Source organism: Micromonospora sp. NPDC005324 (assembly GCF_040607155.1).
GTDB classification, from domain to species: Bacteria; Actinomycetota; Actinomycetes; order Mycobacteriales; family Micromonosporaceae; genus Micromonospora; species Micromonospora trifolii.
Genome location: NZ_JBEXGE010000008.1, coordinates 30,652 through 53,703, shown reverse-complemented (window position 1 = coordinate 53,703; position 23,052 = coordinate 30,652). Strand labels below are relative to the sequence as shown.

At 71.6% G+C, this 23,052-nt stretch carries 23 protein-coding genes and 1 pseudogene; 12 read left to right on the top strand and 12 right to left on the bottom strand.

Annotated features, from left to right (window positions below; all coding sequences use genetic code 11):
* Positions 1 to 19: 19 nt before the first annotated feature.
* Positions 20 to 1,033: a PDZ domain-containing protein gene (locus ABZS40_RS10705; protein ID WP_354943091.1), complete on the bottom strand. Its 1,014-nt coding sequence runs from the start codon at positions 1,031 to 1,033 to the stop codon at positions 20 to 22.
* A gap of 115 nt (positions 1,034 to 1,148) precedes the next feature.
* Here ABZS40_RS10705 and ABZS40_RS10700 point away from each other — a divergent pair, with 115 nt between their 5' ends.
* A complete protein-coding gene (locus tag ABZS40_RS10700; protein ID WP_354943090.1) occupies positions 1,149 to 2,465 on the top strand; it encodes a zinc-dependent metalloprotease in 1,317 nt (438 codons plus the stop codon).
* Positions 2,466 to 2,547: 82 nt separating this feature from the next.
* Here ABZS40_RS10700 and ABZS40_RS10695 read toward each other — a convergent pair whose 3' ends face one another.
* Positions 2,548 to 3,156 carry a hypothetical protein gene (locus tag ABZS40_RS10695; RefSeq protein WP_091406135.1) on the bottom strand — a complete coding sequence of 203 codons (609 nt, stop codon included), beginning with the start codon at positions 3,154 to 3,156 and terminating at the stop codon, positions 2,548 to 2,550.
* A 182-nt stretch (positions 3,157 to 3,338) separates the two neighbouring features.
* A complete protein-coding gene (locus ABZS40_RS10690) occupies positions 3,339 to 3,863 on the bottom strand; it encodes a M48 family metallopeptidase (RefSeq protein WP_354943089.1) in 525 nt (174 codons plus the stop codon).
* 513 nt (positions 3,864 to 4,376) lie between these two features.
* On the opposite strand from ABZS40_RS10690, the gene ABZS40_RS10685 reads away from it, so the two are divergent.
* The 3 genes from ABZS40_RS10685 to ABZS40_RS10675 all read left to right on the top strand — a co-directional run bounded on the left by ABZS40_RS10685 (position 4,377) and on the right by ABZS40_RS10675 (position 7,276).
* The gene (locus tag ABZS40_RS10685) at positions 4,377 to 4,547 is read left to right on the top strand and encodes a DUF5679 domain-containing protein (protein WP_167457767.1); all 171 of its coding nucleotides are present in this window, start codon (positions 4,377 to 4,379) and stop codon (positions 4,545 to 4,547) included.
* Between the two features lie 273 nt (positions 4,548 to 4,820).
* Positions 4,821 to 5,933 carry a hypothetical protein gene (locus ABZS40_RS10680; RefSeq protein WP_354943088.1) on the top strand — a complete coding sequence of 371 codons (1,113 nt, stop codon included), beginning with the start codon at positions 4,821 to 4,823 and terminating at the stop codon, positions 5,931 to 5,933.
* Positions 5,930 to 7,276 (top strand): AarF/ABC1/UbiB kinase family protein, encoded by a 1,347-nt coding sequence (locus ABZS40_RS10675; protein ID WP_354943087.1) that lies wholly within the window; start codon positions 5,930 to 5,932, stop codon positions 7,274 to 7,276. Before ABZS40_RS10680 ends, ABZS40_RS10675 begins: the two co-directional genes overlap by 4 nt.
* Before the next feature lie 317 nt (positions 7,277 to 7,593).
* Here the strand turns inward: ABZS40_RS10675 and ABZS40_RS10670 are convergent, their stop codons facing one another.
* The 3 genes from ABZS40_RS10670 to ABZS40_RS10660 all read right to left on the bottom strand — a co-directional run bounded on the left by ABZS40_RS10670 (position 7,594) and on the right by ABZS40_RS10660 (position 10,624).
* Entirely contained in the window at positions 7,594 to 7,959 is a 366-nt protein-coding gene (locus tag ABZS40_RS10670) for a WhiB family transcriptional regulator (RefSeq protein WP_030490434.1), read from the bottom strand.
* 130 nt (positions 7,960 to 8,089) lie between these two features.
* Entirely contained in the window at positions 8,090 to 8,338 is a 249-nt protein-coding gene (locus tag ABZS40_RS10665; protein WP_354943086.1) for a hypothetical protein, read from the bottom strand.
* Positions 8,339 to 8,458: 120 nt separating this feature from the next.
* Positions 8,459 to 10,624, bottom strand: a complete 2,166-nt coding sequence (locus tag ABZS40_RS10660; protein WP_354943085.1) for an ATP-dependent DNA helicase UvrD2 — start codon at positions 10,622 to 10,624, stop codon at positions 8,459 to 8,461.
* 92 nt (positions 10,625 to 10,716) lie between these two features.
* On the opposite strand from ABZS40_RS10660, the gene ABZS40_RS10655 reads away from it, so the two are divergent.
* Entirely contained in the window at positions 10,717 to 10,959 is a 243-nt protein-coding gene (locus ABZS40_RS10655) for a mycoredoxin (RefSeq protein WP_112681335.1), read from the top strand.
* Positions 10,960 to 11,128: 169 nt separating this feature from the next.
* On the opposite strand, the pseudogene ABZS40_RS10650 reads toward ABZS40_RS10655, so the two are convergent.
* A pseudogene (locus tag ABZS40_RS10650) lies at positions 11,129 to 12,322 on the bottom strand (MFS transporter); the annotation flags it as partial.
* 215 nt (positions 12,323 to 12,537) lie between these two features.
* Here ABZS40_RS10650 and ABZS40_RS10645 point away from each other — a divergent pair.
* The 3 genes from ABZS40_RS10645 (at position 12,538) to ABZS40_RS10635 (ending at position 14,345) form a co-directional block, all read left to right on the top strand.
* Positions 12,538 to 13,518, top strand: coding sequence for a helix-turn-helix transcriptional regulator (locus ABZS40_RS10645; protein ID WP_354943084.1), 981 nt, complete (start codon positions 12,538 to 12,540; stop codon positions 13,516 to 13,518).
* 74 nt (positions 13,519 to 13,592) lie between these two features.
* Complete coding sequence (locus ABZS40_RS10640) at positions 13,593 to 13,832, top strand: DUF397 domain-containing protein (RefSeq protein ID WP_354943083.1); 240 nt, start codon at positions 13,593 to 13,595, stop codon at positions 13,830 to 13,832.
* 237 nt (positions 13,833 to 14,069) lie between these two features.
* Entirely contained in the window at positions 14,070 to 14,345 is a 276-nt protein-coding gene (locus ABZS40_RS10635; RefSeq protein WP_091406149.1) for a hypothetical protein, read from the top strand.
* 127 nt (positions 14,346 to 14,472) lie between these two features.
* Here ABZS40_RS10635 and nudC read toward each other — a convergent pair whose 3' ends face one another.
* The 4 genes from nudC to ABZS40_RS10615 form a co-directional block, all read right to left on the bottom strand.
* Positions 14,473 to 15,432 (bottom strand): NAD(+) diphosphatase, encoded by a 960-nt coding sequence (nudC, locus tag ABZS40_RS10630; RefSeq protein ID WP_354943082.1) that lies wholly within the window; start codon positions 15,430 to 15,432, stop codon positions 14,473 to 14,475.
* Between the two features lie 76 nt (positions 15,433 to 15,508).
* Entirely contained in the window at positions 15,509 to 16,858 is a 1,350-nt protein-coding gene (locus ABZS40_RS10625; protein WP_354943081.1) for a pitrilysin family protein, read from the bottom strand.
* On the bottom strand, positions 16,855 to 18,165 hold the full coding sequence (locus tag ABZS40_RS10620; RefSeq protein WP_354943080.1) for a pitrilysin family protein: 1,311 nt from the start codon (positions 18,163 to 18,165) through the stop codon (positions 16,855 to 16,857). The genes ABZS40_RS10625 and ABZS40_RS10620 overlap by 4 nt, the downstream gene beginning before the upstream one ends.
* 10 nt (positions 18,166 to 18,175) lie before the next feature.
* Positions 18,176 to 19,291 carry an LLM class flavin-dependent oxidoreductase gene (locus ABZS40_RS10615; RefSeq protein ID WP_354943079.1) on the bottom strand — a complete coding sequence of 372 codons (1,116 nt, stop codon included), beginning with the start codon at positions 19,289 to 19,291 and terminating at the stop codon, positions 18,176 to 18,178.
* 172 nt (positions 19,292 to 19,463) lie between these two features.
* On the opposite strand from ABZS40_RS10615, the gene ABZS40_RS10610 reads away from it, so the two are divergent.
* From ABZS40_RS10610 to ABZS40_RS10595, 4 genes are read left to right on the top strand one after another with little or no spacing between them, the layout of a single operon-like run.
* A complete protein-coding gene (locus ABZS40_RS10610) occupies positions 19,464 to 20,528 on the top strand; it encodes an ABC transporter substrate-binding protein (RefSeq protein ID WP_354943078.1) in 1,065 nt (354 codons plus the stop codon).
* A complete protein-coding gene (locus tag ABZS40_RS10605; RefSeq protein WP_354943077.1) occupies positions 20,525 to 21,304 on the top strand; it encodes an ABC transporter ATP-binding protein in 780 nt (259 codons plus the stop codon). The genes ABZS40_RS10610 and ABZS40_RS10605 overlap by 4 nt, the downstream gene beginning before the upstream one ends.
* Entirely contained in the window at positions 21,294 to 22,178 is an 885-nt protein-coding gene (locus tag ABZS40_RS10600) for an ABC transporter permease (RefSeq protein ID WP_354943076.1), read from the top strand. The genes ABZS40_RS10605 and ABZS40_RS10600 overlap by 11 nt, the downstream gene beginning before the upstream one ends.
* Before the next feature lie 3 nt (positions 22,179 to 22,181).
* Positions 22,182 to 22,616 (top strand): Rrf2 family transcriptional regulator, encoded by a 435-nt coding sequence (locus tag ABZS40_RS10595; protein WP_354943075.1) that lies wholly within the window; start codon positions 22,182 to 22,184, stop codon positions 22,614 to 22,616.
* 107 nt (positions 22,617 to 22,723) lie between these two features.
* Here ABZS40_RS10595 and ABZS40_RS10590 read toward each other — a convergent pair whose 3' ends face one another.
* Positions 22,724 to 22,924, bottom strand: a complete 201-nt coding sequence (locus ABZS40_RS10590; RefSeq protein ID WP_354943074.1) for a hypothetical protein — start codon at positions 22,922 to 22,924, stop codon at positions 22,724 to 22,726.
* Positions 22,925 to 23,052 lie beyond the last annotated feature (128 nt).

Genomic DNA, 23,052 nt, shown 5'->3' with positions numbered 1-23,052 from the left:
CGGGGCACGGTCACACCGGTCAGCAACGCGTCGGCTGACCACCCGCGCGCAACGCCTCCAGAGCGGTCATCGCCTCGTCCAACGAGCCCACCCGCAACAGCGGCAGATCGGGCTGTGGATTGCGGACCGCCTCGGCGCAGTTGTCCGCCGGCACCAGGAAGACCTTCGCCCCGGCGCGCTTGGCGCCGACCAGCTTCTGCGCGATCCCGCCGATCGGGCCGACGGCGCCCTCGTCGTCGATGGTGCCGGTGCCGGCGATGACCTGGCCGCCGGTGAGGTCGGCCGGGGTCAACTTGTCCACGATCCCCAGGGCGAACATCAGACCGGCACTCGGGCCGCCGATGTCCCCCAGGTCGATGCCGAGCGTGAAGGGGTGCGGCTGCTGCTGATCGATCTCGACGCCGATTCGCGGTCGGCCGTCCTGCTCCTGACTGGTCACCGTCGCGGTGGCCGGCGCGCCGTCACGGGTGTAGCCGATGGTCAACGCCGTGCCCGCCGGCTTGGCCCGGACCAGCTCGGTGACCTTCGCGGCCACCGGCACCGGCTGGCCGTCGACCGAGGTGATCAGGTCGCCGGCCTTCAGCGCCCCGGCCGCCGGGCCGTCCCCGGCCACGGTCTTGATCACCACCTGTACCGGAAAGCCCAGCTCCCGCAGCGCGGCGGTCTCCGCGCTGGTCTGCGACGCCTTGAAGTCCTCGGCGTTGCGCTGCTCGACCTGCTCCGTCGACTCCCCCGGCGGGTAGACCAGCTCACGCGGCACCACCGCCTCGTCGTCGGAGAACCAGCCCGCGATCGCCCCTCGCAACCGCACGGTGGGCTGCACCCCCACCGTGGTCAACCGCAACTGACCGGCCGAGGTCGAGGTCTCCCGACCGGAGACCTGGATGACCTCCTTGCCGTCGGTCGTACCGAGGGTGTTGACCGTCGGCCCCGGGCCCAGCACCACGTACGGAATCGGCACCCGGAGCACCCCGATGCTCAGCAGGGCGGTGAACAGGGCACCGAGCAGGACCGTCAGGCCACGACGTCTCATGCCGCAGAGCGTACCGACCGGTCGCGGGTCACCCGCCGGATGCGCCGCGCGACTTCGCCCTCAGCGCAACGCCAGCGGCGGCTACCTGGGGCGCGGTCCGCGTACCGTAGATGGCGTGCCTGATATTCCGTTCGGTTTCGCGCTCCCGGGTGGGCAGCCACCAGACCCCAACGATCCCGCGCAGATGCAGCAGTTCATGTCGCAGTTGCAGCACCTGCTCTCCGCGCCGGGCAGCGGGCCGGTCAACTGGGACCTGGCCCGGCAGGTAGCAGCCAGCCAGCTCGCGGCCGCCGGTGACCCGGCGGTGTCGATGTACGAGCGCAACGCTGTCGAGGAGGCGTTGCGCCTTGCCGACCTGTGGTTGGAGCCCGCCTCGGCGTGGCCCTCCGGCATCCAGAACCCCGTTGCGTGGAACCGCAACGAGTGGATCTTCAAGACGCTGGACGTGTGGCGCAAGCTGTGCGACCCGGTCGCCAGCCGGATGGTCGGCGCGATGGGCGACCTGGTGCCACCGGAGGCCCGCGCCCAGCTCGGCCCGATGCAGTCGATGGTGGCCTCCCTCGGTGGCGCGCTCTTCGGCGGCCAGCTTGGCCAGGCCCTCGGTTCGCTCGCCGCAGAGGTGCTCTCCGCCGGCGACATCGGGCTGCCGCTCGGCCCGGCCGGCACGGCCGCGCTGATCCCGGCCAACATCCGGGCGTACGGCGAGGGCCTGGAGCTGCCCGAGGACGAGGTCCGCCTCTACGTGGCGCTGCGCGAGGCCGCCCACCAGCGGCTGTTCCAGCACGTCCCGTGGCTGCGTGGGCATGTGCTCAGCGCTGTCGAGATGTACGCCTCGGGCATCCGGGTCAACCGGGAGGCGATCGAGGAGGCGATGGGCCGGGTCGACCCGACCGACCCCGAGTCGATGCAGGCGATCGCCCTGGAGGGCATCTTCACCCCGGAGGACACTCCGGCACAGAAGGCCTCACTGGCCCGCCTGGAGACCGCACTCGCCCTGGTCGAGGGCTGGGTGTGCCACGTCGTGGACAGCGCCGCCAGCGACCGGCTGCCCAACGTCGTCCGGCTGGGCGAGGCCTTCCGTCGTCGCCGGGCCGCCGGCGGTCCCGCCGAGCAGACCTTCGCCGCGCTGGTCGGTCTGGAACTGCGCCCCCGCCGACTGCGCGAGGCCGCGGCGCTCTGGGCCGCGCTCACCCAGCACCGTGGCATCGAGGGCCGCGACGCCGTCTGGGGCCACCCGGACCTGCTCCCGTCGGACGACGACTTCGCCGACCCGGTCGCCTTCGCGATGAACGACACGGACCTCAGCGAGCTGGACAGCTTCGACTTCACCGCCCCCGGCGGCGTGGAGGAGAAGGCCCCGGGCCAGTCGGATCAGCCGGGCCGGTCCGGTCCGTCGGACGAGACCGACGGCGAGGGCGACGCCAAGGCCTGACGCCCGCGCATCGACGGCTTGCGCCACGGGTGCCCGCAGATCGACAGCGGGCACCCGTGGCGCGTTCGGCGGTGCCGACGGTTCAGGTGGGTCGGCCCGACCCGGAGAGCAGGGCGCGGGTCGCTTCCCAGCCCTCGAAGGCCGGGTCCAGCGTGGCCAGGTCGGCCGGGCCGCGCAGTCGTCGCCAGCCGGTGGTGACCGCCACGTCACCCGGGCGCGGTGCGTTGGCGCGCGCCTCAGCCGGCGTCGCCGTGTCCAGTTCCAGCGTGGGCAGCCAGTCCGGCGCGGGCAGTCGTACCGCGACCCCGAGCAGACCCGGGCCGCCGCCCTCGACCGGGGCCACCGCGACCGGCCGGCTGGTGAGTGGGCGGAGCAGCTTGCCGACGGTCAGTGCGGGCAGGTCAGGCACGTCACTGACCAGCACGGCCGCTTGGTCGTACCCCTCCAGCGCGGCGAAGACGGCGTTCGGTGTCGGCTCGGCCACCTCGTACACCGCCGTGCCGGGCCACACCAGGGCATCGGCCAGAGCCCGGTCGGCCGGGGTCACCGCGACGGCGACCTCCACCTCGTTGAGCGTGGCGAACAGGTCGATCACGTCTTCCGCGAGAGCCGCTCGCCACTGCGCCAGGTCGACGCCGGGCGGCGACCAGTGCACCGGCCCGAGCAACGCCACCACCACCCGTCGCGCCATCCCCCGACCCTAGCGCCCCGCCCCGCACGGCCACCCGACCCGCCTAGCTGAACGGGGCTCGCCGACATGATCGACTCGGTTTCATTGAAGTCGCGGTGTCCCGGAGCCCCCAACAGCGCGGTATTCAGAACCGCGAGTGGATCCAGACGCGCGGCGCCCCGGCTCGGACGCGGGGTGTGGGATCAGGTGGGCAGCGGTGCGCAGGCAGCGACCCCTTCGAGGTAGCCGCGGGCGCGTTCCGACTTGGGGTAGCGACCGACCAATGCCCAGAACCGGGCGTTGTGGCTGGGCACGATCAGGTGCGCCAACTCGTGCAGCAACACGTAGTCGATCACCCATTCGGGCATCTCCTGGACGCGGTGCGAGATTCGGATGCTGCGGTCTGCCGGCGTGCAGGAGCCCCACCGGCCGTTCTGGTTGGTGACCCACCGGACGCTGGCCGGCACCGCCTTCGTGGCGTACCCGGCGAGGTAGAGGTCGATGAGCCGGTGGGCGCGGGCCAGCAGTTCGGCGTCGGAGCGGGCGAGGCGCCCCTCCCGGGCGGCGAGCCGGGCGAGCATCCGGTCGACCCACTCGCTCTCCTCGGCACGGGAGAACTGGTCGGGGATGAGGACGACCACTCGCTCACCGTCACGGTACGCGGACACCGTGCGTCGCCGACGCTGGCTGCGCCGCACCTCGACGACCGGCTTGCGCGTCCCCGCCATCACTGGCCCGCGCAGCCTCGACTACGTGTCACGAAGGACAGCTAATGCCCACTGACCAGGGGTCCGCAAGAGTCAACCGCACGACACGCGCCCAGAAAATGGTGATTGGTCGCCAGGCGTCCCGAAAATTTCTTGACCTCAGCGCCATCGCGCCATCTCGTCACCCTTGGTGAACGGCGATGGCGCCGGTGCGCGGCACGTCCCCACCGTAGGTGATCACCGCCCCGGATGCCGCCGCGGGGGCACTCGCACGGGTGGCTGTCAGGGTTTGGTCGGCGTGTCCCCGCCAAACTGACTTATCCGACCTATTTCGCCATGCACACTCTCGACGTCGACTTGCTCACAGTGTCGATGCACAGCTGACATGGAACTGCCCAGACCTGGGTAGGGTCCGCGGACCAGCGGTCACGAAGGTGGCCGCGGAGTGAGACCCAGCGCCGGCGCCTTGTGTGGCCCGCCGCCGGGCACCCCGCCGGAACGGCATTGACCGGCGGACGAGACGAGGAGGGCACCGTGGCCGACCAGGCCCAGACGACCTACAACGGTTACTGCGTGAAGTGCAAGGAGAAGCGGGACTTCGAGGGACACGTCGAGGTCTCGAAGACCGGAATGAACATGGCCAAGGGCAAGTGTCCGGTATGCGGTACAACAGTGAACCGCATCCTGGGCAAGGCCAAGGTCTGACCCGAACGGGTGAACGGGGGTGGGGTGGCCGGTGGCCATCCCACCCCCGTTGCCGATCGGGAGTTCGGTGCCACCGGCGTCGGTAGCCCTTCGGGTGACCGACAACAAAGCCCTGTCGGGTGACCCGACAACAGAAGCCCTGTCGGGTGACCGACAACAGGCATGAGGGGCTGTGGAAAACCCTTCAAATCCTGTGGATAACGCTGGACAGCGGCCTGGCCGCCTGTGGACAACGATCGACCGAACGCGAAGATGCGGTCACGATTCGTGACCATGAGCCGCACCGCACTGCCCCGCCCCACCCTGCTGCCCGGCCTCAACCGGCTCTGGCGGGACCGGCACACCCTCCAGCTCGGCATCGGCCCTGGGCCGGCAGTCCTCCTGGAGTTGGCAAACCCCCGCGCCGCCCACCTGCTCGACCTGCTCGACGGCACCCGTAGCGAGCGCACCGTGCTGGCCCAGGCTGCGGCCGCCCAGGTCAGCGCCGACGACGCGCGTACCCTGCTCGACACCCTGCGGGCCGCCGGCCTGTTGGTGCCCGCGCACAGCCTGCTCCCCCGCGACCTGACCGGCCCGGTCCGTGCCCGGCTCGCGGCGGAGGCCGGCGCGCTGGCCCTGGCCGCCGCCCGACTGCCCGGCAGCCCCGCGCAGGTCCTGCGTCGGCGGCGGGCGGCCCGCGTCCTGCTCAGCGGCGCCGGCGCGCTCGGCGGGCCGCTGACGGTGGCGTTGGCCCAGTCCGGCGTGGGGCAGGTGATTCCCCAGCTCACCGGCCCGGTACGCCCCGTCGACCTGATCGGCACTGGCATCCCCGCCACCGAACTTGGTCGCCCACTGGCGCCGGCGGTGCGAGCTGCGGTCAACCGCGTCGCACCGGGCACCGGCACCCACCCCAGCCGCGCCGGGCGGATCGACCTGGTGATCCAGTGCGGCACGGACCGGCCTCCCGCACTGCTCGCCGCCGGCCTCGCCCAGCGCCGACAGCCGCACCTGCTGGTCACGCTGCGAGAGGGCGTACCGGTGATCGGGCCGCTGGTCCGCCCACCCGCCGGGCCCTGCCTGTACTGCGTCGAGCTGCACCGGGCCGACCGTGACCCGGACTGGCCCCGGCTCGCCGCGCAACTCGCCGCCGCCGACCCGGCGGCCGCCGGAACGACCGGCACGCTGTTCGCCGCCTGCGGGTACGCGCTGGCCGAGGCGCTGACGCAGCTGGACGGCGGCCAGCCGGAGACGCTGGGTAGCGCCATGGAGATCACCGGTGCCGGCCGTTTCCGTCGTCGGGGTTGGCCGCCACACCCGGCTTGTGGGTGCTCGCGGGGCCGAGTGTCCGCACCAGCCCGGCCGCAGAGCAGCAGCGGGGCCCTCCGGTCGGTAACAATGACCGAGTGACCGACATCCCGCGCCGCGCCGTGTCCCGCACCGCCAAGCTCGCCGCCCTGCCGCTCGGCTTCGCCGGCCGGACCGTTCTCGGGATGGGGAAGCGCGTCACCGGGCTGGCCTCCGACGTGATCTCCGCGGAGATTCAGCAGCGCACCGCCGAGCAGCTGTTCAGCGTGCTGGGCCAGCTCAAGGGCGGGGCGATGAAGTTCGGGCAGGCGCTGTCGGTCTTCGAGGCCGCGTTGCCGGAGGAGATCGCCGCGCCCTACCGGCAGGCGCTGACGAAGTTGCAGGAGGCGGCCCCGCCGCTGCCGGTCGCCAGCGTGCACAAGGTGCTGGCCGAGCAGCTCGGCCCCGACTGGCGGGACCTGTTCGTCGAGTTCAACGACGTTCCGGCCGCCGCCGCCAGCATCGGCCAGGTGCACCGGGCGCGGTGGCGCGAGCCGGGCTTCGACGAGTCGGGCGAACCCAACAGCCGCGACGTGGCGGTCAAGATCCAGTATCCGGGGGCAGGCGACGCCCTGCTCGCCGACCTCAAGCAGCTCTCCCGACTGGGCGGAATGTTCCGGGCCATCCAGCCCGGCCTCGACGTCAAGCCGCTCCTGGCCGAGCTGCGCGAACGGATCACCGAGGAGTTGGACTACGAGTTGGAGGCTGAGTCGCAGCGCACCTTCGCCGCCGCGTACGCCGACGACCCGGAGATCTACATCCCGGAGGTGGTCAACGCCGCGCCCCGGGTGCTGGTCACCGAATGGGTGACGGGCACCCCGCTGGCTGACATCATCCGCGAGGGCACCGAGGAGGACCGGGACGAGGCGGGCCGGTTGATGGCCACCCTGCACCTCTCCGCGCCGCAGCGGGCCGGGCTGTTGCACGCCGACCCGCACCCGGGAAACTTCCGGCTGCTGCCCGACGGCCGGCTCGGGGTGATCGACTTCGGTGCGGTGGCCCGGATGCCGGAGGGCACCCCGGAGCCGATCGGTCGTATCGCCGCGATGGCCCTGCGCGGCGATGCCGACGAGGTCGTGGCGGGGCTGCGGTCGGAGGGGTTCATCGGCTCGGCCGAGGAGATCGACGCCGAGGGCGTGCTCGACTTCATCCGCCCCATGCTGGAGCCCATCGCGGCGGACGGCTTCCGGTTCACGCGGGCCTGGCTACGGGCCGAGGCGGGTCGGCTGGCCAGCCCCCGCTCCCCCACGTACCAGCTGAGCAGGCAGCTCAACCTGCCTCCGTCGTACCTGCTGATCCACCGGGTGACGCTCGGGTCGATCGGGGTGCTCTGCCAGTTGGAGGCGAAGGCCCCCTACCGGAGCATCCTGGAGCGCTGGCTGCCCGGCTTCGCCCCGGTCGCCTGACCACGACGAGGCACCGGCGCCTGACGACATGGGGAAGGGCGGGTGCCGGTCGGCACCCGCCCTTCTGCGTGGGGTGGTACTAGAGAACGCCCAGGTCGCGAGCCGCCTGGTTGCGGCCGGTCATGGCGACGGTGCGGGCGGATCGGGTTGCCTCAGTGCTCGTGGTGGTACGACCGGCCTGAGGCCGGCGCATTCGAGCCCTGGTCAACGCTTCGTGGAGTAGTTGCATCTCGAAGGCTCCACTCGGAACGTTCAACATCGTTTTCTCACTCACTGCCGGTGTACCACCGGCGTAGTTGGAACGGGTCGGGAACATGTCAGGCTGCCAGCCGGACCGCGCCACGCACCTCGGACAGCCCACTGGCCGCCAAGCGCGCCTCGGCCTCGACCCGAAGCTCGGCGTCACGGGCGACGTCCTCCTTACGCGGACGGCCACGGGGCCGCTTACGCGGGACAACCGCGCCACGCTCGAAGATCTCGCCGCCCCAGACGCCCCAGGGCTCCGCTCGCTCAACGGCTCCGGCCAGGCACTCGACACGCAGCGGGCAGTCCCCGCAGAGTGACTTGGCCAGCTCGAGCTCGGTGGGCGAGTCGGAGAACCACAGGTCGGGGTCGAACTTCCGGCAGGGCAGGTTCGCCTCCATCTCGACGCTCATGTCGAGGGGGGCCAACGCCAGACTCATCTCCCGGTCACCTCTCTCTCACTTCGATCTCGTGGATCGCATTCCGACGTACTTACGGCGGGCAAAAAACTGAGGCCGCGGATCCCGGTAAGCGGGTTCCGCGGCCTCGAGGTGAGCCGGAGTCTGATGGTCAGACCGGTTTACCTCGAGGTGGAACGCCGCGGACATCCATGCGCTTCTTGGCGACCCGGATGCCATTGCCCGTGAAGCCACTGGTCCCCTCGACTCCAGCGGGCGCGACGGTCAGGATCAGCTCGGCCTGAACCTGGTGCACCTGTGGAACCGACGGTCGTGCAGCCGCAAGGGCCACCCGGACAGCCGACAGCGGAGCGCAGACAGACGGCATCGCCGTCAGACGCTCATAGGTGAAGATCTTCACGGTGCCACCTCCCTCACGTTCCTCGAATCGACTGGACCGACCCCGTGAGCAGCCGGAATGGCGCCGCTCGCGTGGTGTGTTCTGAGGCTATTCCTCGCGCCGGGGCGAGGGCAAACGAATTTACGACGAGATTTCGAAAGTTTTCTCCGGGCAGACATCGTCCACCCCGGCACCGGCCACGAGGGCCAGCACCGACTCGCCGTAGAGGCCCAGCTTGCGCGGGCCGATGCCGGCGATGGCGATCAACTCTTCCGACCGGCCCGGTCGCCGCTCGGCCAACGCGACAAGCGTCGCGTCGGTGAAGACCACGTACGCCGGGACCTTCTGCGCACCGGCCACCCGCTGCCGCCACTCGCGCAGCCGTTCGTGCAGCTCATCGTCTATGTCGGACGGGCAGGTGGGGCAGCGGCCGAGCTTGCGGTCCGGGCCGGCGAGCAGGGTGGCGCCGCAGATCCGGCAGGAGACGATCTGGGTTCGCCGCCGCTCGGGACGACCGGCCGGACCGGTGCCGCCGGTCGCCCGCTCGGTGCCGCCGGAGCGGTCCAGCTGGGGCAGGAACCGCGACGGCCGCCGGGCCCGTCCGCCCGGCGAGCGCGCGGCGGCGTACGACAACCACAGCCACTCCCGGGCGCGGGTGATCCCGACGTAGAGCAGCCGGCGCTCCTCCTCGACCTGTTCGACGGTCTTGGCGTACGTGGTGGGCAGGGTGCCCTCGGCGAGGCCGACCAGGAAGACGGCGTCCCACTCCAACCCCTTCGCCGAATGCAGGGACGCCAACGTCACGCCGTCCACCGTCGGCACGTGCTGCTGGGCGGCTCGGCGCGCCAACTCCTCGGTGAAGTCGGTGAGGGTGACCGGGCGCTCCACCGAGGCGGCCTCGCCGATCGGTACGACCTCGGGGGTGGCCGCGTACTCCTCGGCGAGCTGGACCAGCGCGGACAGCGCCTCCCACCGCTCGCGGGCCGCGCCGCCGGCCGGGGGCGCGTCCGGGGCCCAGCCGACGGCGGTGAGCGCCTCGACGACGGCGGCCGGCAGCGGTGTCTCCCCCGGGATCGAGCGGGTGGCGGCACGCAGCGCGACCATCGCCTGTCGCACCTCGGTCCGTTCGAAGAACCGCTCCGCGCCCTGCACGACGTACGGCACCGCGGCCTCGGTGAGCGCCTTCTCGTACGCCTCGGACTGCGCGTTGACCCGGAACAGCACGGCGATCTCCTTCGCCGGCGTGCCCGCGTCGATCAACGCGCGGCAACGCGCGGCCACCGCGTTCGCCTCGGCCGGCTCGTCGGTGAAGATCCGCAGGTCGGGCTCGGGGCCGGGTAGGCGCTGCCCGCTCAGCTCCAGCCGCAACCGCGCCTCGGTGCCTCGGGCCTGGGAGATCACCGCGTTGGCCAGCCCGACCACCTGCGGGGTGGAGCGGTAGTCGCGGACCAGCCGCACCACAGTGGCGTTGCGGTGCCGGCGTGGGAAGTCGACCAGGTACGCGGAGGTCGCCCCGGTGAACGAGTAGATCGTCTGGCTGGCGTCGCCGACCACGGTCAGGTCGTTGCGGCCGGCCAGCCAGGCCTCCAGCAGCCGCTGCTGGAGTGGGTTGACGTCCTGGTACTCGTCGACCACGAAGTGCCGGTACTGGGTGCGGATCTGCTCGCCGACGTCCGGGTGCTCCTCGATGCCCCACACGGCGGCTCGCAGCATGTCCTCGAAGTCGATCACGCCGTTCGACCGTTTGATCTGCTCGTACGCGGTGAACACGTCGGCGACCTTCGTCGGCTCGTGCGGTGTGTCACGCAGCGCCCGGGCCGCGGCCACCACGTAGTCCGTCGGCTCGACCAGCGACGACTTCGCCCACTCGATCTCGCCGGCCAGGTCACGGGCGGCGGCCCGGTCGGTACGCAGGCCGACCCGGGCGGCGGCGAGGGTGACCAGTCGTACCTTGCTGTCCAGCAGTTCGGGCATGGCGCGGCCGGACAGCAGCCGGGGCGCGAAGTACCGCACCTGGCGTAGCGCCGCCGCGTGAAATGTGCGCGCCTGGACACCTTGCGCCCCGAGCAGGGTGAGACGCTGTCGCATCTCGGCGGCGGCGCGGGCGGTGAAGGTGACAGCGAGCACGTGCCGGGGAGAGATCTCCCCGGAGAGCGCCCGGTGGGCGATGCGGGAGGTGATCGCCCGGGTCTTGCCGGTGCCAGCGCCGGCCAGGATGCAGACCGGGCCGGCAGGTGCGGTCACGGCGGAGCGTTGCTCAGGGTCCAGCCCGGCGAGCACCTGTTCCGACGCTGAGTGAACCACCACAACCAGGAATCATCTCAGCTCCTCCCAGCGTTGCAGCGAACAGGCTCGGCTTGATCCGCAAGCCGCGGCCGGAGGAGTTGGAGGATCCGAGGATGCTGACGATGTATTCCACCCCCTGGTGCGGCTACTGCCACCGGCTGAAGTCGCAGCTCGACCGGGAGGGCATCGGGTACGAGGTGGTCGACATCGAGCAGGACCCGAAGGCCGCGGATTTCGTGATGAGCGTCAACGGCGGCAACCAGACGGTGCCGACGCTGCGCTTCGCCGACGGCAGTGCCCTGACGAATCCCTCGATCACCCAGGTGAAGCAGCACCTGGAGACGCTCAACGCCTGATCTGCCGGTTCATTCTCGGTGCGCGGCCGCCCCACCCGGGGCGGCCGCTCGTCGTGTCCGGGACCGGGTCACGGTGGCGACGGTCGGTGGGCGCCGCAAGCCCGGGTCGGTCGGCGTCCTCGACCGGTCGGCGGGGCGCCGGGAGCGTCGGACGGGTGGGCGGCGTCGGCGGGCGGGCCCCGGCCGGCGCGCTCAGGTGCCGGCCCCGCCACAGGTAGCTGCCGGCGGCCAGCGTGGCCACACCGACCAGCGCGAACAGCAGCCGGTAGTCCAAAAACCCGACCAGCAGGGCGCCCGCCCCGATGGAGAACGCCTGCGGCCCGCTGACCACAGCCTGGGTGGCCGCGGCGACCCGACCGACCAGCGACGGCGGGGTGCGGCGCTGGATCAGCGTGTGCAACCCCACCATCGTCAGCGGGAGCGAGACCCCGGCCAGCAGCACCGCCGCGAAACCGAGCCGCAGATCGGGGAACGCGAGCGCGAGCGCGGCCGGAGAGAAGAAGGCGACCCCGGCGGCCAGCGTGCCGACCTCTCCGAGCCGGCGGACCAGCGTCGGTGAGCAGAGTCCGCCGAGCAACCCGCCGACGCCCTGCACGGTGACCAGCACGCCCACGAACGCGGCATCCCGGTTCAACCCCTGGTCGACGTAGGCGAAGATGAGCGACTCACTGAAGCCCATCACCAGCGACCCGAGCCCGTAGCCGAGCAGGGCCCGCCGCAGGGCCGGCTCGCCGGCCAGGTGCCGCAGGCCGGCACCCAGTTCGGCCGGCCACCGCAGCCGTACGGCCGGTGGCAGCTGCTGCGGTCTGGGCAGCGCGGTGACCACCGCCGCCGCGGTCAGAAATCCGACCATGCCGATCCCTGCCAGCACCCACCCGCCGAGCGCCGCGTAGAGCGCCGCGCCCACCAGCGGGCCGACCAGTCGAATCCCCTGCCGCACGGTCTGGAGCACGCCGTTCGCGTCGGCCAGCAGCTCGACAGGCACCATCTCGCGGATGAGCCCACTGAGCGCCGCGCCGAGCGTGATGGACGAGAGTCCGTACAGGGCGGCCACCAGATAGACGACCCAGACGTCGCCCGCGTCGCGGACGGTGAACAACGGGGCGAGCAGGACCGCGGTCAGCACGTTCGCGGCCACGAAGAACGGCCGGCGCGGGTAGCGGTCGACGACCCAGCCGACCAGGGGCGCCAGCGTCATCGGCGCGATGACCGCGAAGATCGTGGCGCCGGCCAACCCGTTCGAGCCAGTCAGATCCTTGACCCAGATGGCGAGTGCGAGCAGCAGGATCGACTCGGCGGTCATGCTGGCCAGCAGGCCGCCGAAGAGCAGGCGGAAGTCGGGTCGGCGCAGGATCGTGCGCATGGGGTCCCTCCGGCGGGATGGCGTGCCCAGATGGGCGAGGTCGACGGGCCGCGACCGCGGGTCCGTCGTCATCCGGCATTCCCGTGGTGCGATTTTCGCAAGACACGCCCTCGCCGGAACCTCCGACACCGGTCGCGCCGTCCATACTGACCGTGGGGGGCGAATTTCATACAGTTACCGTCGCGTCTGCGGCGGTCGACGGGAAAGAGGACACTGTGCCTCCTGCCGCACCCAGCCCGATCCTGCGTCGTCGCCGGTTGGGCATCGAGCTGCGCCGCCTACGTGAGGCCGCGGGCCTCACCGGCGATCAGGTCATCGAGCGTATCGGTTGGGCCTCCGCGTCCAAACTGTCCCGCTTGGAGAACGGCCGCAGCCGACCGGACCCGCAGGACGTCGGCGACCTGCTCGACCTCTACGGCGCCGACCAGGCGGTGCACGACGAGCTGCTGGGCATCACCAACGAGGCCGGCGACATGCGCGGCTGGCTGAAGAACTTTCCGGTGATGACGCAGCAACAGCGCAGTTGGGCCGAGCTGGAGGCGGGCTGCGCGGAGATCTCCGAGTACAACCCGGTGCTGGTGCCGGGCCTGATGCAGACCCCCGGGTACGCCCAGCTCCGGATCGTGTCGGCCCGGCAGGTGAACGCGGGCGCGGGCGAGCCGGAGCCCGGCGACGAGCCGGAGACCGAGGTGCAGGCCCGGCTGGCCCGCCAGTCGCTGCTGACCCGCGAACCGCACGCTCCCCGCTACACAGCGGTGTTGGAGGAGGCGGCTCTCGGCCGTCGGGCCGGGCCGCCGGAGGTGCTGCACGAGCAGCTGCTCCAACTCTGCGAGTTGGCGTTGCTGCCCAACGTGGCCCTGCACGTGCTGCCCCGGGAGACCCAGATCGGAAATTGGTACCTTCCGCCGACCGCCTTCTCGGTCTATCGGTTCGCCGATCCCCTCGATCCGGAGACATTGGCCATCGAAGGTGGGTTCACCGACGTCATGTCGACCGAGTCAATCACGCTAAATCGCTATAAAGTGGTGTTCGAGTGGCTATGCACGGCGGCACTTAACGCTTCGGACACCCTCTCCTGGCTGATCGAGGCGACGGGACGGCTGACCGAGGCGACGCCCCCATCCACAGTGGCGTTCGGGCCGGCAACGGCGCCGACCCAACGCCGCCGGGAATCGGGGCGACTGACGGACCGGTGATCCACGGGGGACCCTCCGTCGGGACGTGCGGCACCACTCGTCCCATCGGATCGCTGCACATCAGGAGCAGAACCATGAAAGACATCCGCAACACGCCGTCCGTCTCCGCCCACTCGTTGGCGGACGCCCCGTGGCGTACCAGCACACGTAGCCAGACCTCGAACTGCGTGGAGGTTGCCCCACTCGCCACCGGCACGTCGGCGGTCGCCCTGCGCGACAGCAAGGACCGGGGCGGCCCGGTGCTGCTGTTCAACCGCGCGGGATGGCTCGGTTTCATCACCGGGGCGAAGAAGGGCCAGTTCGATCTGAACTGATTCAGTGACTGGTACGGGGCCGTCGGCGCACTGCCGGCGGCCCCGTCGCGTCGCACCCGACGAGCTCCGTCGCTTCGCGACCCGACGACCCTGCTGAGCAGCCATCCGCCGATCGGACGAGGCTCGAAACCGATAGGCGCGTTTCAGTTGCTGGGACGAACACGGGGCGTAACATGGCCCTCGAGTACGTGGAACTTCCACACTGGCTCATCCGTCGCGGTTCATCCGGAGACCCTCATGCGGTTCCTGATCGTTCGCACCGACATCCGCGCCGTCGCTGACGGGGACATCGCCGCCGCCTGGGCGGACGGCCACCGACTTCGCGACGAGACGACCACGCCCGAGCCGCGCCGGCAGATCGTGCACGCCGAGGACCGGGACGCCGCGCTGTTGCTGGCCCGCGCCCTGGCCACCGTCGGCGCGGTCCGCGCCGGCAAGCAACGGGTCAAGGTCCTCCCGCTGATCGAGTCGCGGCCCGCCTTCCGACACAGACCAGGCCGCACCGGCACCTGATTCCACAGGTCGTCCGTCGTGGTCGGACCGGCTCCCCCGCCGCGTTACTCGCACCCGCCGACCACGACGGCCCGTGTTCCCGGCCCGTGACCGCCGCGGCAACGGCGGCCACGGGTCGGGACCGTGCTCAGCGGTCGGCGTCCACCCAACCGTCGAGCCAGCGGTGAATGAGGAACAGCGCGATCGACGACGGAGGCGGCAGGATCAGCCGGGCCCCGTCGCCCACGTCCACCGTCTGCCCGGCCAACGCCGCCCCGATCTCCCGACGGGAGAACCACCGGGCGTACGCGATCTCGGACGGGTCGACCCGCACCGGCTCGGTCGGGTTCGCGGTGGCCAGGAAGCCCAGCATCAGCGAGCCGGGGAACGGCCAGGCCTGGCTGCCCACGTACCCGATACGTTCGACCCCGATGCCCACCTCCTCGCGGACCTCGCGCAGCACGGCCGCCTCCGCGGACTCGCCCGGCTCCACGTAGCCGGCCAGGCAGGAGTAACGGCGACCACCCGGGGTGCCCTGCCAGCCGGCGTTGTTGCCGAGCAGGCAGCGACCGTCCGGGCCGTCCACGCCGTCGTGAACGAGCACGATCATCGCCGGGTCGGTACGCGGCCAGATCCGCCCACCATTGCGGTCCACCCGCGACCAACCGGCCTCGTCCATAGCGGTCGGCGCGCCGGTGCTCGTCGAATAGCCGTGTCGGGTGTGCCAGTTGACCAGCGCCAACGCTGTGGTGAAGATGCCGGCCTCCCGGTCGGCGAGCAGGTGACCCACCTCCCGGAGGTGGACCGCCCGGGTCCCCGGGATCGCCGGAAGAGGCGTGTCGACAGCGAAGACCGGCACCCCGTCCGGCTCGACACCCAGGAACATCGCCATCGACTCGGACCCGGCGGGCACATCACCCGCCCCGAACAGCACCAACGTCGGCGGAGACGTCTCGGTGCGAGCCAGCGTCCGACCCTCGTCGGTCGAATCGAGCAGCAGCACGCGGGCGCGCAACCACGCCTCGGTCAACCACTGCGAGTCACCCCGCCGGTGCGCAGCCCGATCCAGCGTGGACCGCGCCAACGGCGGCGCCGCCTCCCCGCTCACGCCGGCGCTCCGCTTCGCTGCGCACCGCCGTGAGACAGCCCGCTGCTGAGCCCCATGGCTCGCTCGCTCCGCTCGCTCACGCGTCTTGCTCGGTGTGAACCGTGGTCAGCGCGGCCAGCCCCGGGGTGATCCGCTCCGCGTCGCCGAGCACCACGATCGCCGCTCGGGCCGGGGCCAGGTAGCGGGCCGCCGCCTGCGCGACGTCGTCGATGCTCGCCTTCGCCAACCTCGCCGCGTACTCGGCGAGGAAGTCCAAGCGCAGACCGTTGCCGGCGTACGCGCTTGTCAACGCCGCCAACCCGGCCTGGGTGGACATGCCGAGCTGAAGGGTGCCCAGGGCGTACTGCCGGGCCTGCTCCAACTCCTCGGGCTTCGGCGGCAGCGACGCCAACCGACCCAGCTCGTACGTCGTCTCCAGCAGAGCCGGGCCGGTGACCTCGGTGGCCACGTCGGCGGCGGCGACCAGCACCGAACCGGCGACGGAGTGCTCGATCAAGGAGTACGGGCCGTAGGTGTAGCCCTTGTCCTCGCGGATGTTCTCCACCCACCGGGAGGAGAAGTAGCCGCCGAAGATCAGGTTGGCCAGTTGCAGCGGGGCGTGGTCAGGGTCGGTGCGCGGCACCGCCGGCAGCGCGATCCGCAGCGAGGACTGCACCGAGCCCGGCCGGTCGACCAGCAGCAGCGGCCCCGGCTCCAGCGGCGGGGTCGCCGGCAGCTCGGCCACCCGCCCGGCACCCGACCAGCCGCCGAGCGCCCGCTCGGCCGCATCGAGTGCCTTCTCCGGCTGCACGTCACCGACCAGCACCAACTGCGCGCCGGTCGGATGGACCCGCTCCGAGTGCAGGGTGCGCAGCGCCGCAGGCCGGACGGCACGGATCTGGCCGGGATCCGGCGTCTGCGTCGCGTACGGGTGCCGGCCGTAGATCCGCTTGAGCAGCGCCTCCCGGGCCAGGTGCGCCGGTTGGCTCTGCGCCACCTGGATCCGGTCGACCAGCCGGTCCCGTTCCGTGGCCACCTCGTCGCTGGGGTAGCTCGCACCGGTCAGCACCTCGGCCAGCAGCTCCAGCATCCGGTCCAGACCGGTGACCAGGCCGGCGCCGGAGAGCATCAGCCGGTCCGGGTCGACGCCTGCGGAGAGCCCACCGCCCACCTTCTGCAACTCGGCGGCGATCTGCACGCTGGTCATCGACTCGGTGCCGGAGAGCATGGTCTGCGAGAGCATCGCGCCTCGGGCCAGGTGGACCCGGCCGAACGGCACCCAGAGTCGTAGTTCGACAAGGGGTACGGCGGGCCGGCGTACGGCGATCACGGTGAGACCGTTGCGCAGCGTGCGCTCGGCCTGCCGGGGCACCTTCAGTTTGCGGGTCGGCCCCAGCGGCGGCAGCGTACGCGGCCCGACCGGAGCGGTAGCGGTGGTCGCGCTCATCGGGCACCTCCGGCGATGACCTCGATGGCGGCCCGGCGCTCCGGGCGCAGGGTGGCCGCGGCGGCCCGGACCTGCTCCTCGGTGACCTCGCCGACCAGCCGGGGCAGTTCGTTGAGCAGGCCTGGTTCGCCGCGTTGCTGCTCCAGCACCGCCATCCGCAGTGCCCGACCGAGCACCGCGTCGGTGTCGCGCAGCAGGTGGGTCGCCATCCGGGCCTGGGTGCGGGCCAGCTCACCGTCGGTCAGCCCGTCGGTGGCCAGTCGGTCCAGCTCCTCGTCGATGGTGCGCAGCACCTTGTCCACATCGCCACCCGGCGGCAGGTGCGCCTGCAACAGCAGCGCGGTGGGGTCGCGGACGTCGAACGGGTCGCCCATGAAACCGAGGTATCCGCCGAGGCTGGTCACCGTGCGGTCCCGCTGCACCAGTCGCTCGACCAGTCGCGACGCGTCGCCGTCGGTGAGCACCTCGGCCAGCACCACGTACGGCAGGTAGCCGGCGAAGTCGGTGACCGGGTCGGGCACGCGCCAGGCGCCGGCCACCGCCGGCAGCGGCGCCAGGGCATCGGTGTACGAGGTGCGCCGCTCGGCGCTCAGGTCGGGCTCGGTGAAGTCGGGCCGTTGCGGTGCCGGTCGGGCCGGCACGTCGCCGAAGTGCCGGGTGACCAGCTCGGTCGCCTCGGCCACGTCGATGTCGCCGCTGACGGCCACCACGGCGTTGCCGCTGGCGTAGTAGCGGCGGAAGAAGTCCGCGGCGTCGGCGACGGTCGCCGACTCCAGGTCGTCGAACGAGCCGTAGCCGTCGTGGGCGTTCGGGAAGGTGTCGAACATGACCGGAGGCAGGGTCAGCCAGGGGAAGCCGCCGTACGGCCGGTTGAGGACGTTGACCCTGATCTCCTCCTTGACCACGTCGACCTGGTTACGCAGGTTCTCCTCGGTCAGCCGGGGGCCCCGCATCCGGTCCGCCTCCAGGAACAGCGCGCGTTCCAGCGCGTTGCTCGGCAGCGTCTCGAAGTAGTCGGTGTAGTCCAGGTGGGTGGAGCCGTTGAAGGTGCCACCCGCGCCCTGCACGTGCCGGAAGTGGGCCAGCTTCTCCAGGTTCTCCGAGCCCTGGAACATCAGGTGCTCGAAGAGGTGGGCGAAGCCGGTCCGCCCCTCCGGCTCCGAGCGGATGCCGACGTCGTAGACCACCGCCACCCCGATCACCGGGGCACTGCGATCGGGGGTGAGCACCACCCGCAGGCCGTTGTCGAGGGTGAACCGCTCGACCGGATACTTCGTCGCTGGAATTCTGGATCTCCGCGCCGCCACGGAGTCGACCCTAGCGCGTCGACACCTCCGCCACCCGCGACCTTCCCGGAGCCGCCGCGACCGGGGCCGTCACCAGGGGCAGCACCTCGGTGCCGACCCGCTCCGCCTCCTCACGGTGCGGCCAGCCGGAGAGGATGAACTCGTCGACGCCGAGCGCGGCGTACTCGTCGATGCGGGCCGCTACCTCGGCGTAGCTGCCGACCAGCGCGGTGCCGGCGCCCTCGCGGACCAGGCCGACGCCGGCCCAGAGGTTCGGTGCGACGGTGAGCCCGTCGGCGCGGCCGGCGTTCAGCGCGGCCATCCGGGCCTGGCCCAACGAGTCCATCCGGCGGAACCGGGCCTGGGCGGCGGCGATCCGCTCCGGGCTCATCCCGGCCAGCAACCGGTCCGCCTCGGCCCACGCCTCGGCGCTCGTCGGCCGGGCGATGACGTGCAGGCGGAGGCCCGTGCGCAGGGTGCGGCCGTGCCCGGCGGCGAGCGCCCGGACCCGGGTGACCCGGGCCGCTATCGACGTCGGTGCTTCGCCCCACATCAGGTACACGTCGGCCTGTCGGGCGGCCACCGTCTCGGCGGCCGGTGACGCGCCGCCGAAGTAGACGGGCGGAGGCGCGGCAAGTGGTGTGGCCAGGCCGCCGCCGTCGACCCGGTAGTGCTCTCCGGCGTAGTCGAACGGCCCGCCGGCCCAGGCGCGGCGAAGCACCTCGACGAACTCGCCGGTACGCGCGTAGCGGTCGTCGTGCCCGAGGAAGTCGCCGTACGCCCGCTGCTCGGCCGGGTCGCCCCCGGTCACGATGTTGAGCGAGAGCCGGCCACCCGAGACGGCCTGAAACGCCTCGGCCTGCTGGGCGATCAGGGTGGGCAGCGCGAAACCGGCCCGGACCGCGACCAACATGCCGAGCCGCTCGGTGTGCTGTGCGACAGCGGCGCAGACGATCCACGGGTCGGGGCAGCCGGCGCCCACCGGGGTGAGAACGGCGCTGAACCCGTTCGTCTCGGCGGCCCGGCCAACCTCGGCCAGATAGGCCACCGTCGCGGCCCGGTCGTGCCTCGCGGCGCCGGCGGTGACGGTGGCGGCACCGACCTGGTCGCCGTCGCCGGAGGTGGGCAGGAACCAGTGGAAGGTCATCGCGAAGTCGCCTCTCTGCCGGTGACCGAATGCCGATTACCCTAGCAAGCTGGTAGGAAATACCGACATAACTGAGACGCGCCATCCCGCCATGTGGATGGGCCTTGACGCTGACCTCGCCCTGGCCCAGTCTTCCTACCAACTAAGTAGGAATACTGCGGATTGGATGACGATGAGACGGCTCCCCCTGCGCCGGTTGGTCACCCTGGCCACCCTCGCCGCGGTCGGCGCGGCGACCCTGGGCAGCACCGCCGCGTGCGGCGACGACAGTGAGGGCGCGGGCGGCAGCTCCGGCCCGGTGACGCTGCGCCTCGGCTACTTCCCCAACATCACCCACGCGTCGGCGGTCGTCGGCGTGGAGAAGGGCATCTTCGCGGAGAAGCTCGGCGCCAACGTCAAGCTGGACCCGAAGACCTTCAACGCCGGCCCGGCCGCCATCGAGGCGGTCTTCTCCGGCGCGCTGGACGCCACCTACATCGGTCCGAACCCGACAGTCAACGCCTTCTCCAAGTCCAAGGGTGAGGCCGTCCGGGTCGTCTCCGGCGCGGCCTCCGGCGGCGTGGCGCTGGTGGTCAAGCCCGGCATCACCGGCGCGCAGGACCTGAAGGGCAAGAAGATCGCCACCCCGCAGCTGGGCAACACCCAGGACGTGGCGATCAGGTACTGGCTCAAGCAGCAGGGCCTCACCACCACCAAGGAGGGTGGTGGTGACGTCAAGATCGTGCCGCAGGAGAACGCCCAGACCATCGAGACGTTCAACAGCGGCGGGATCGACGGCGCCTGGGTGCCCGAGCCGTTCGTCTCCCGCCTGGTCAACGCCGGCGGCAAGGTGCTGGTCGACGAGCGCGACCTGTGGCCGGACAAGAAGTTCGTCATCACCAACCTGCTGGTGAGCACGAAGTTCCTCAAGGCGCACCCGGACGTGGTGCAGAAGCTGGTCGACGGCCAGGTGGCCGCCAACGAGTTCGTCAACACCAAGCCGGAGGAGGCACAGCAGGCCATCTCCGACGCGATCGGCAAGATCACCGGCAAGCCGTTGGACCTGAAGCTCATCAAGCAGGCGTGGCCGACGTTGGAGTTCACCAACGACCCGATCTCGTCCTCGCTCAAGGCCGGGCTCGACCACGCCGTCGACGTGGACCTGACCGAGCCGGTGGACCTCAAGGGCCTGTACGACCTGAAGTACCTCAACAACGCGCTCAAGGCGCAGGGCAGGCCCGAGGTCGTCCAGCCATGACGTCGACCACGACGACGCCGGGGAGCGCGACCACAGCGGTCGCGCTCTCCGGCGTGACCAAGGTGTACGGGCGCGGGACGAACGCCGTCCTGGCCCTGGACGGTGTGTCGCTGGACGTCGCGCCCGGCGAGTTCGTCTGCCTGGTCGGCGCGTCCGGCTGCGGCAAGAGCACCCTGCTCAACCTGGTGGCCGGGCTGGACCGGGTCAGCGGTGGGCAGATCACCCTGGCCGGCGACGCCAACCCGGGCCTGATGTTCCAGGAGCCCGCGCTCTTCCCGTGGCTGACCGTCGACGCCAACGTGGAGGTGCCCCTCAAGCTGCGCCGCCTGCCCCGCGCCCAGCGTCGCGAGCGGGTCGCCGAACTGCTGCGCACTGTGCATCTGTCCGACTTCGGCCGCAAGCGCCCGCACGAGCTCTCCGGCGGAATGCGGCAGCGGGTCGCGCTGGCCCGCACCCTGGCCCTCGACACCCCGGTGCTGCTGATGGACGAGCCGTTCGGCGCGCTGGACGCGATGACCCGCGACATCCTGCACGACGAGCTGGAACGGATCTGGTCCGAGCGCAAACTCTCGGTGCTCTTCGTGACGCACAACGTCCGCGAGGCGGCCCGGCTGGCCGACCGGATCATCCTGCTCTCCAGCCGACCCGGCCGGATCATCTACTCCACCGAGGTGAACATCCCGCGCCCGCGCCGGATCGACTCCCCCGAGGTCGCCGCCATCGCCGCCGAGGTCACCGAGCGGCTCCGTACGGAGGTGGGCCGCCATGGCCAGTGACACCCTCACCAGTTCGGCGCGTACCGACGCGGAGATCTCGGGGCTCGACGCACTGGAGATCGCCGGCCGGGACAAGGAGGTCTCCCGGGGCGCCCGGATCTGGGCGGCCACCTGGCCCAAGCTGGCCGCGCTGGCCATCGCCATCGCCGCCTGGCAGCTCGTGGTCTGGACGGGCTGGAAGCCGCCGTACTCACTGCCGGCGCCGCTGGAGGTCGGCCGCGAGCTTGTCGAGCAGGCCCAGGGCCCGCAGCTCTGGGACGGCCTGCTCACCACGCTGCAACGGGCCGCCCTCGGGTACGTCTTCTCGGTCGCCGTCGGACTGTTGTTGGGCCTCGCGGTGGCCCGGTCCACGGTGCTGCGCGCCGCCATCGGCTCGATGATCACCGCCTTGCAGACCATGCCGTCGATCGCCTGGTTCCCGCTGGCCATCCTGCTCTTCGAGCTGAGCGAGAAGGCGATCTTCTTCGTGGTGGTGCTGGGCGCGGCGCCGTCCATCGCCAACGGGGTGATCTCCGGCGTGGACTACGTGCCGCCGCTGCTCAAGCGCGCCGGCCGCAACCTGGGCGCGCGGGGTCTCAACCTCTACCGGTACGTCATCGCGCCGGCTGCCCTTCCGGCGATCGTCGCCGGACTCAAGCAGGGCTGGGCCTTCTCCTGGCGCAGCCTGATGGCCGGTGAGCTGCTCGTGAGCGGCATCTCGCAGACCTCGCTCGGCGCCCAGCTCACCTACTCCCGGGAGTTGTCCGACGCGCCCTGGCTGCTCTCCACGATGATCGTCATCCTGGTCGTCGGCCTGGTCGTGGACGCCGCGTTCGGCGCGGCGGACAAGGCGATCCGGCGTCGCTGGGGCGTACTCGACCAGGCGGGCAACTGACCCGTGTACGTCTCCGCGCGCAGCGACTACGCGCTCCGGGCGATGCTCGCCGTCGCCGCCGCCAGTGGCGGCGACGGCGACAGGGTAGGAGAGTTGGTGAAGGCGGCCAGCCTGGCCGAGGTGCAGGACATCCCGCTCAGTTTCCTCCAGGGCATCCTGCTCGACCTGCGCCGGGCCGGTCTGCTGCACAGCCACCGCGGCGCCGACGGCGGGTACGCGCTGACCCGCCCAGCCGACGAGATCACCGTCGGAGACGTGCTGCGTGCGGTCGGCGGCTCGCTCACCACGGTGCGCGGTCTGCCGGCCGAGCGGGCCGGCTATCACGGGGTGGCCGCCGGGCTCACCGACGTCTGGCTGGCGGTGCACGGTGCGATCGCCACTGTGGTCGACAGCACCACCCTGGCCGACCTGCTCACCCACGCCCCCACCACCTCCTGAGCGGCGAAGGCGATGTGGTCGGGTCGGTGCCCCGCCGACCCGACCACACCTCGTACCGATCCTGACCGGGCCTGCCCCTCCGCCGGCACCGGTAGGCCGGTCGCTGCTCAGCCCACGTGTGCGGTCGCCGGGCCGAGGCCCGGGTCGCCGGGACTGTGCAGCTCCACCAGACCGGCGGGAGCGTTACCCGCCGGGGAGGCATGCCAGGGCGCGAAGGCCGCAACCATGGCGAGCAACAAGCCGGCGAGCGCGACCGCGACCACCAGGATCAGTTCACGCAGTGCGCCCGAGCCGGCTTCGCCCGCCATGGTCACCCCTCCCGAGCCGGGCCCCCCGCCCGACTTCCCCCGTCGGTCAGCCTCGACCACGACCGGCCGGGGCGCAGTCGGCCAGCCGACCCAGCGGAGGCTGATTACCGACGCAGTGGAGGGGCCAC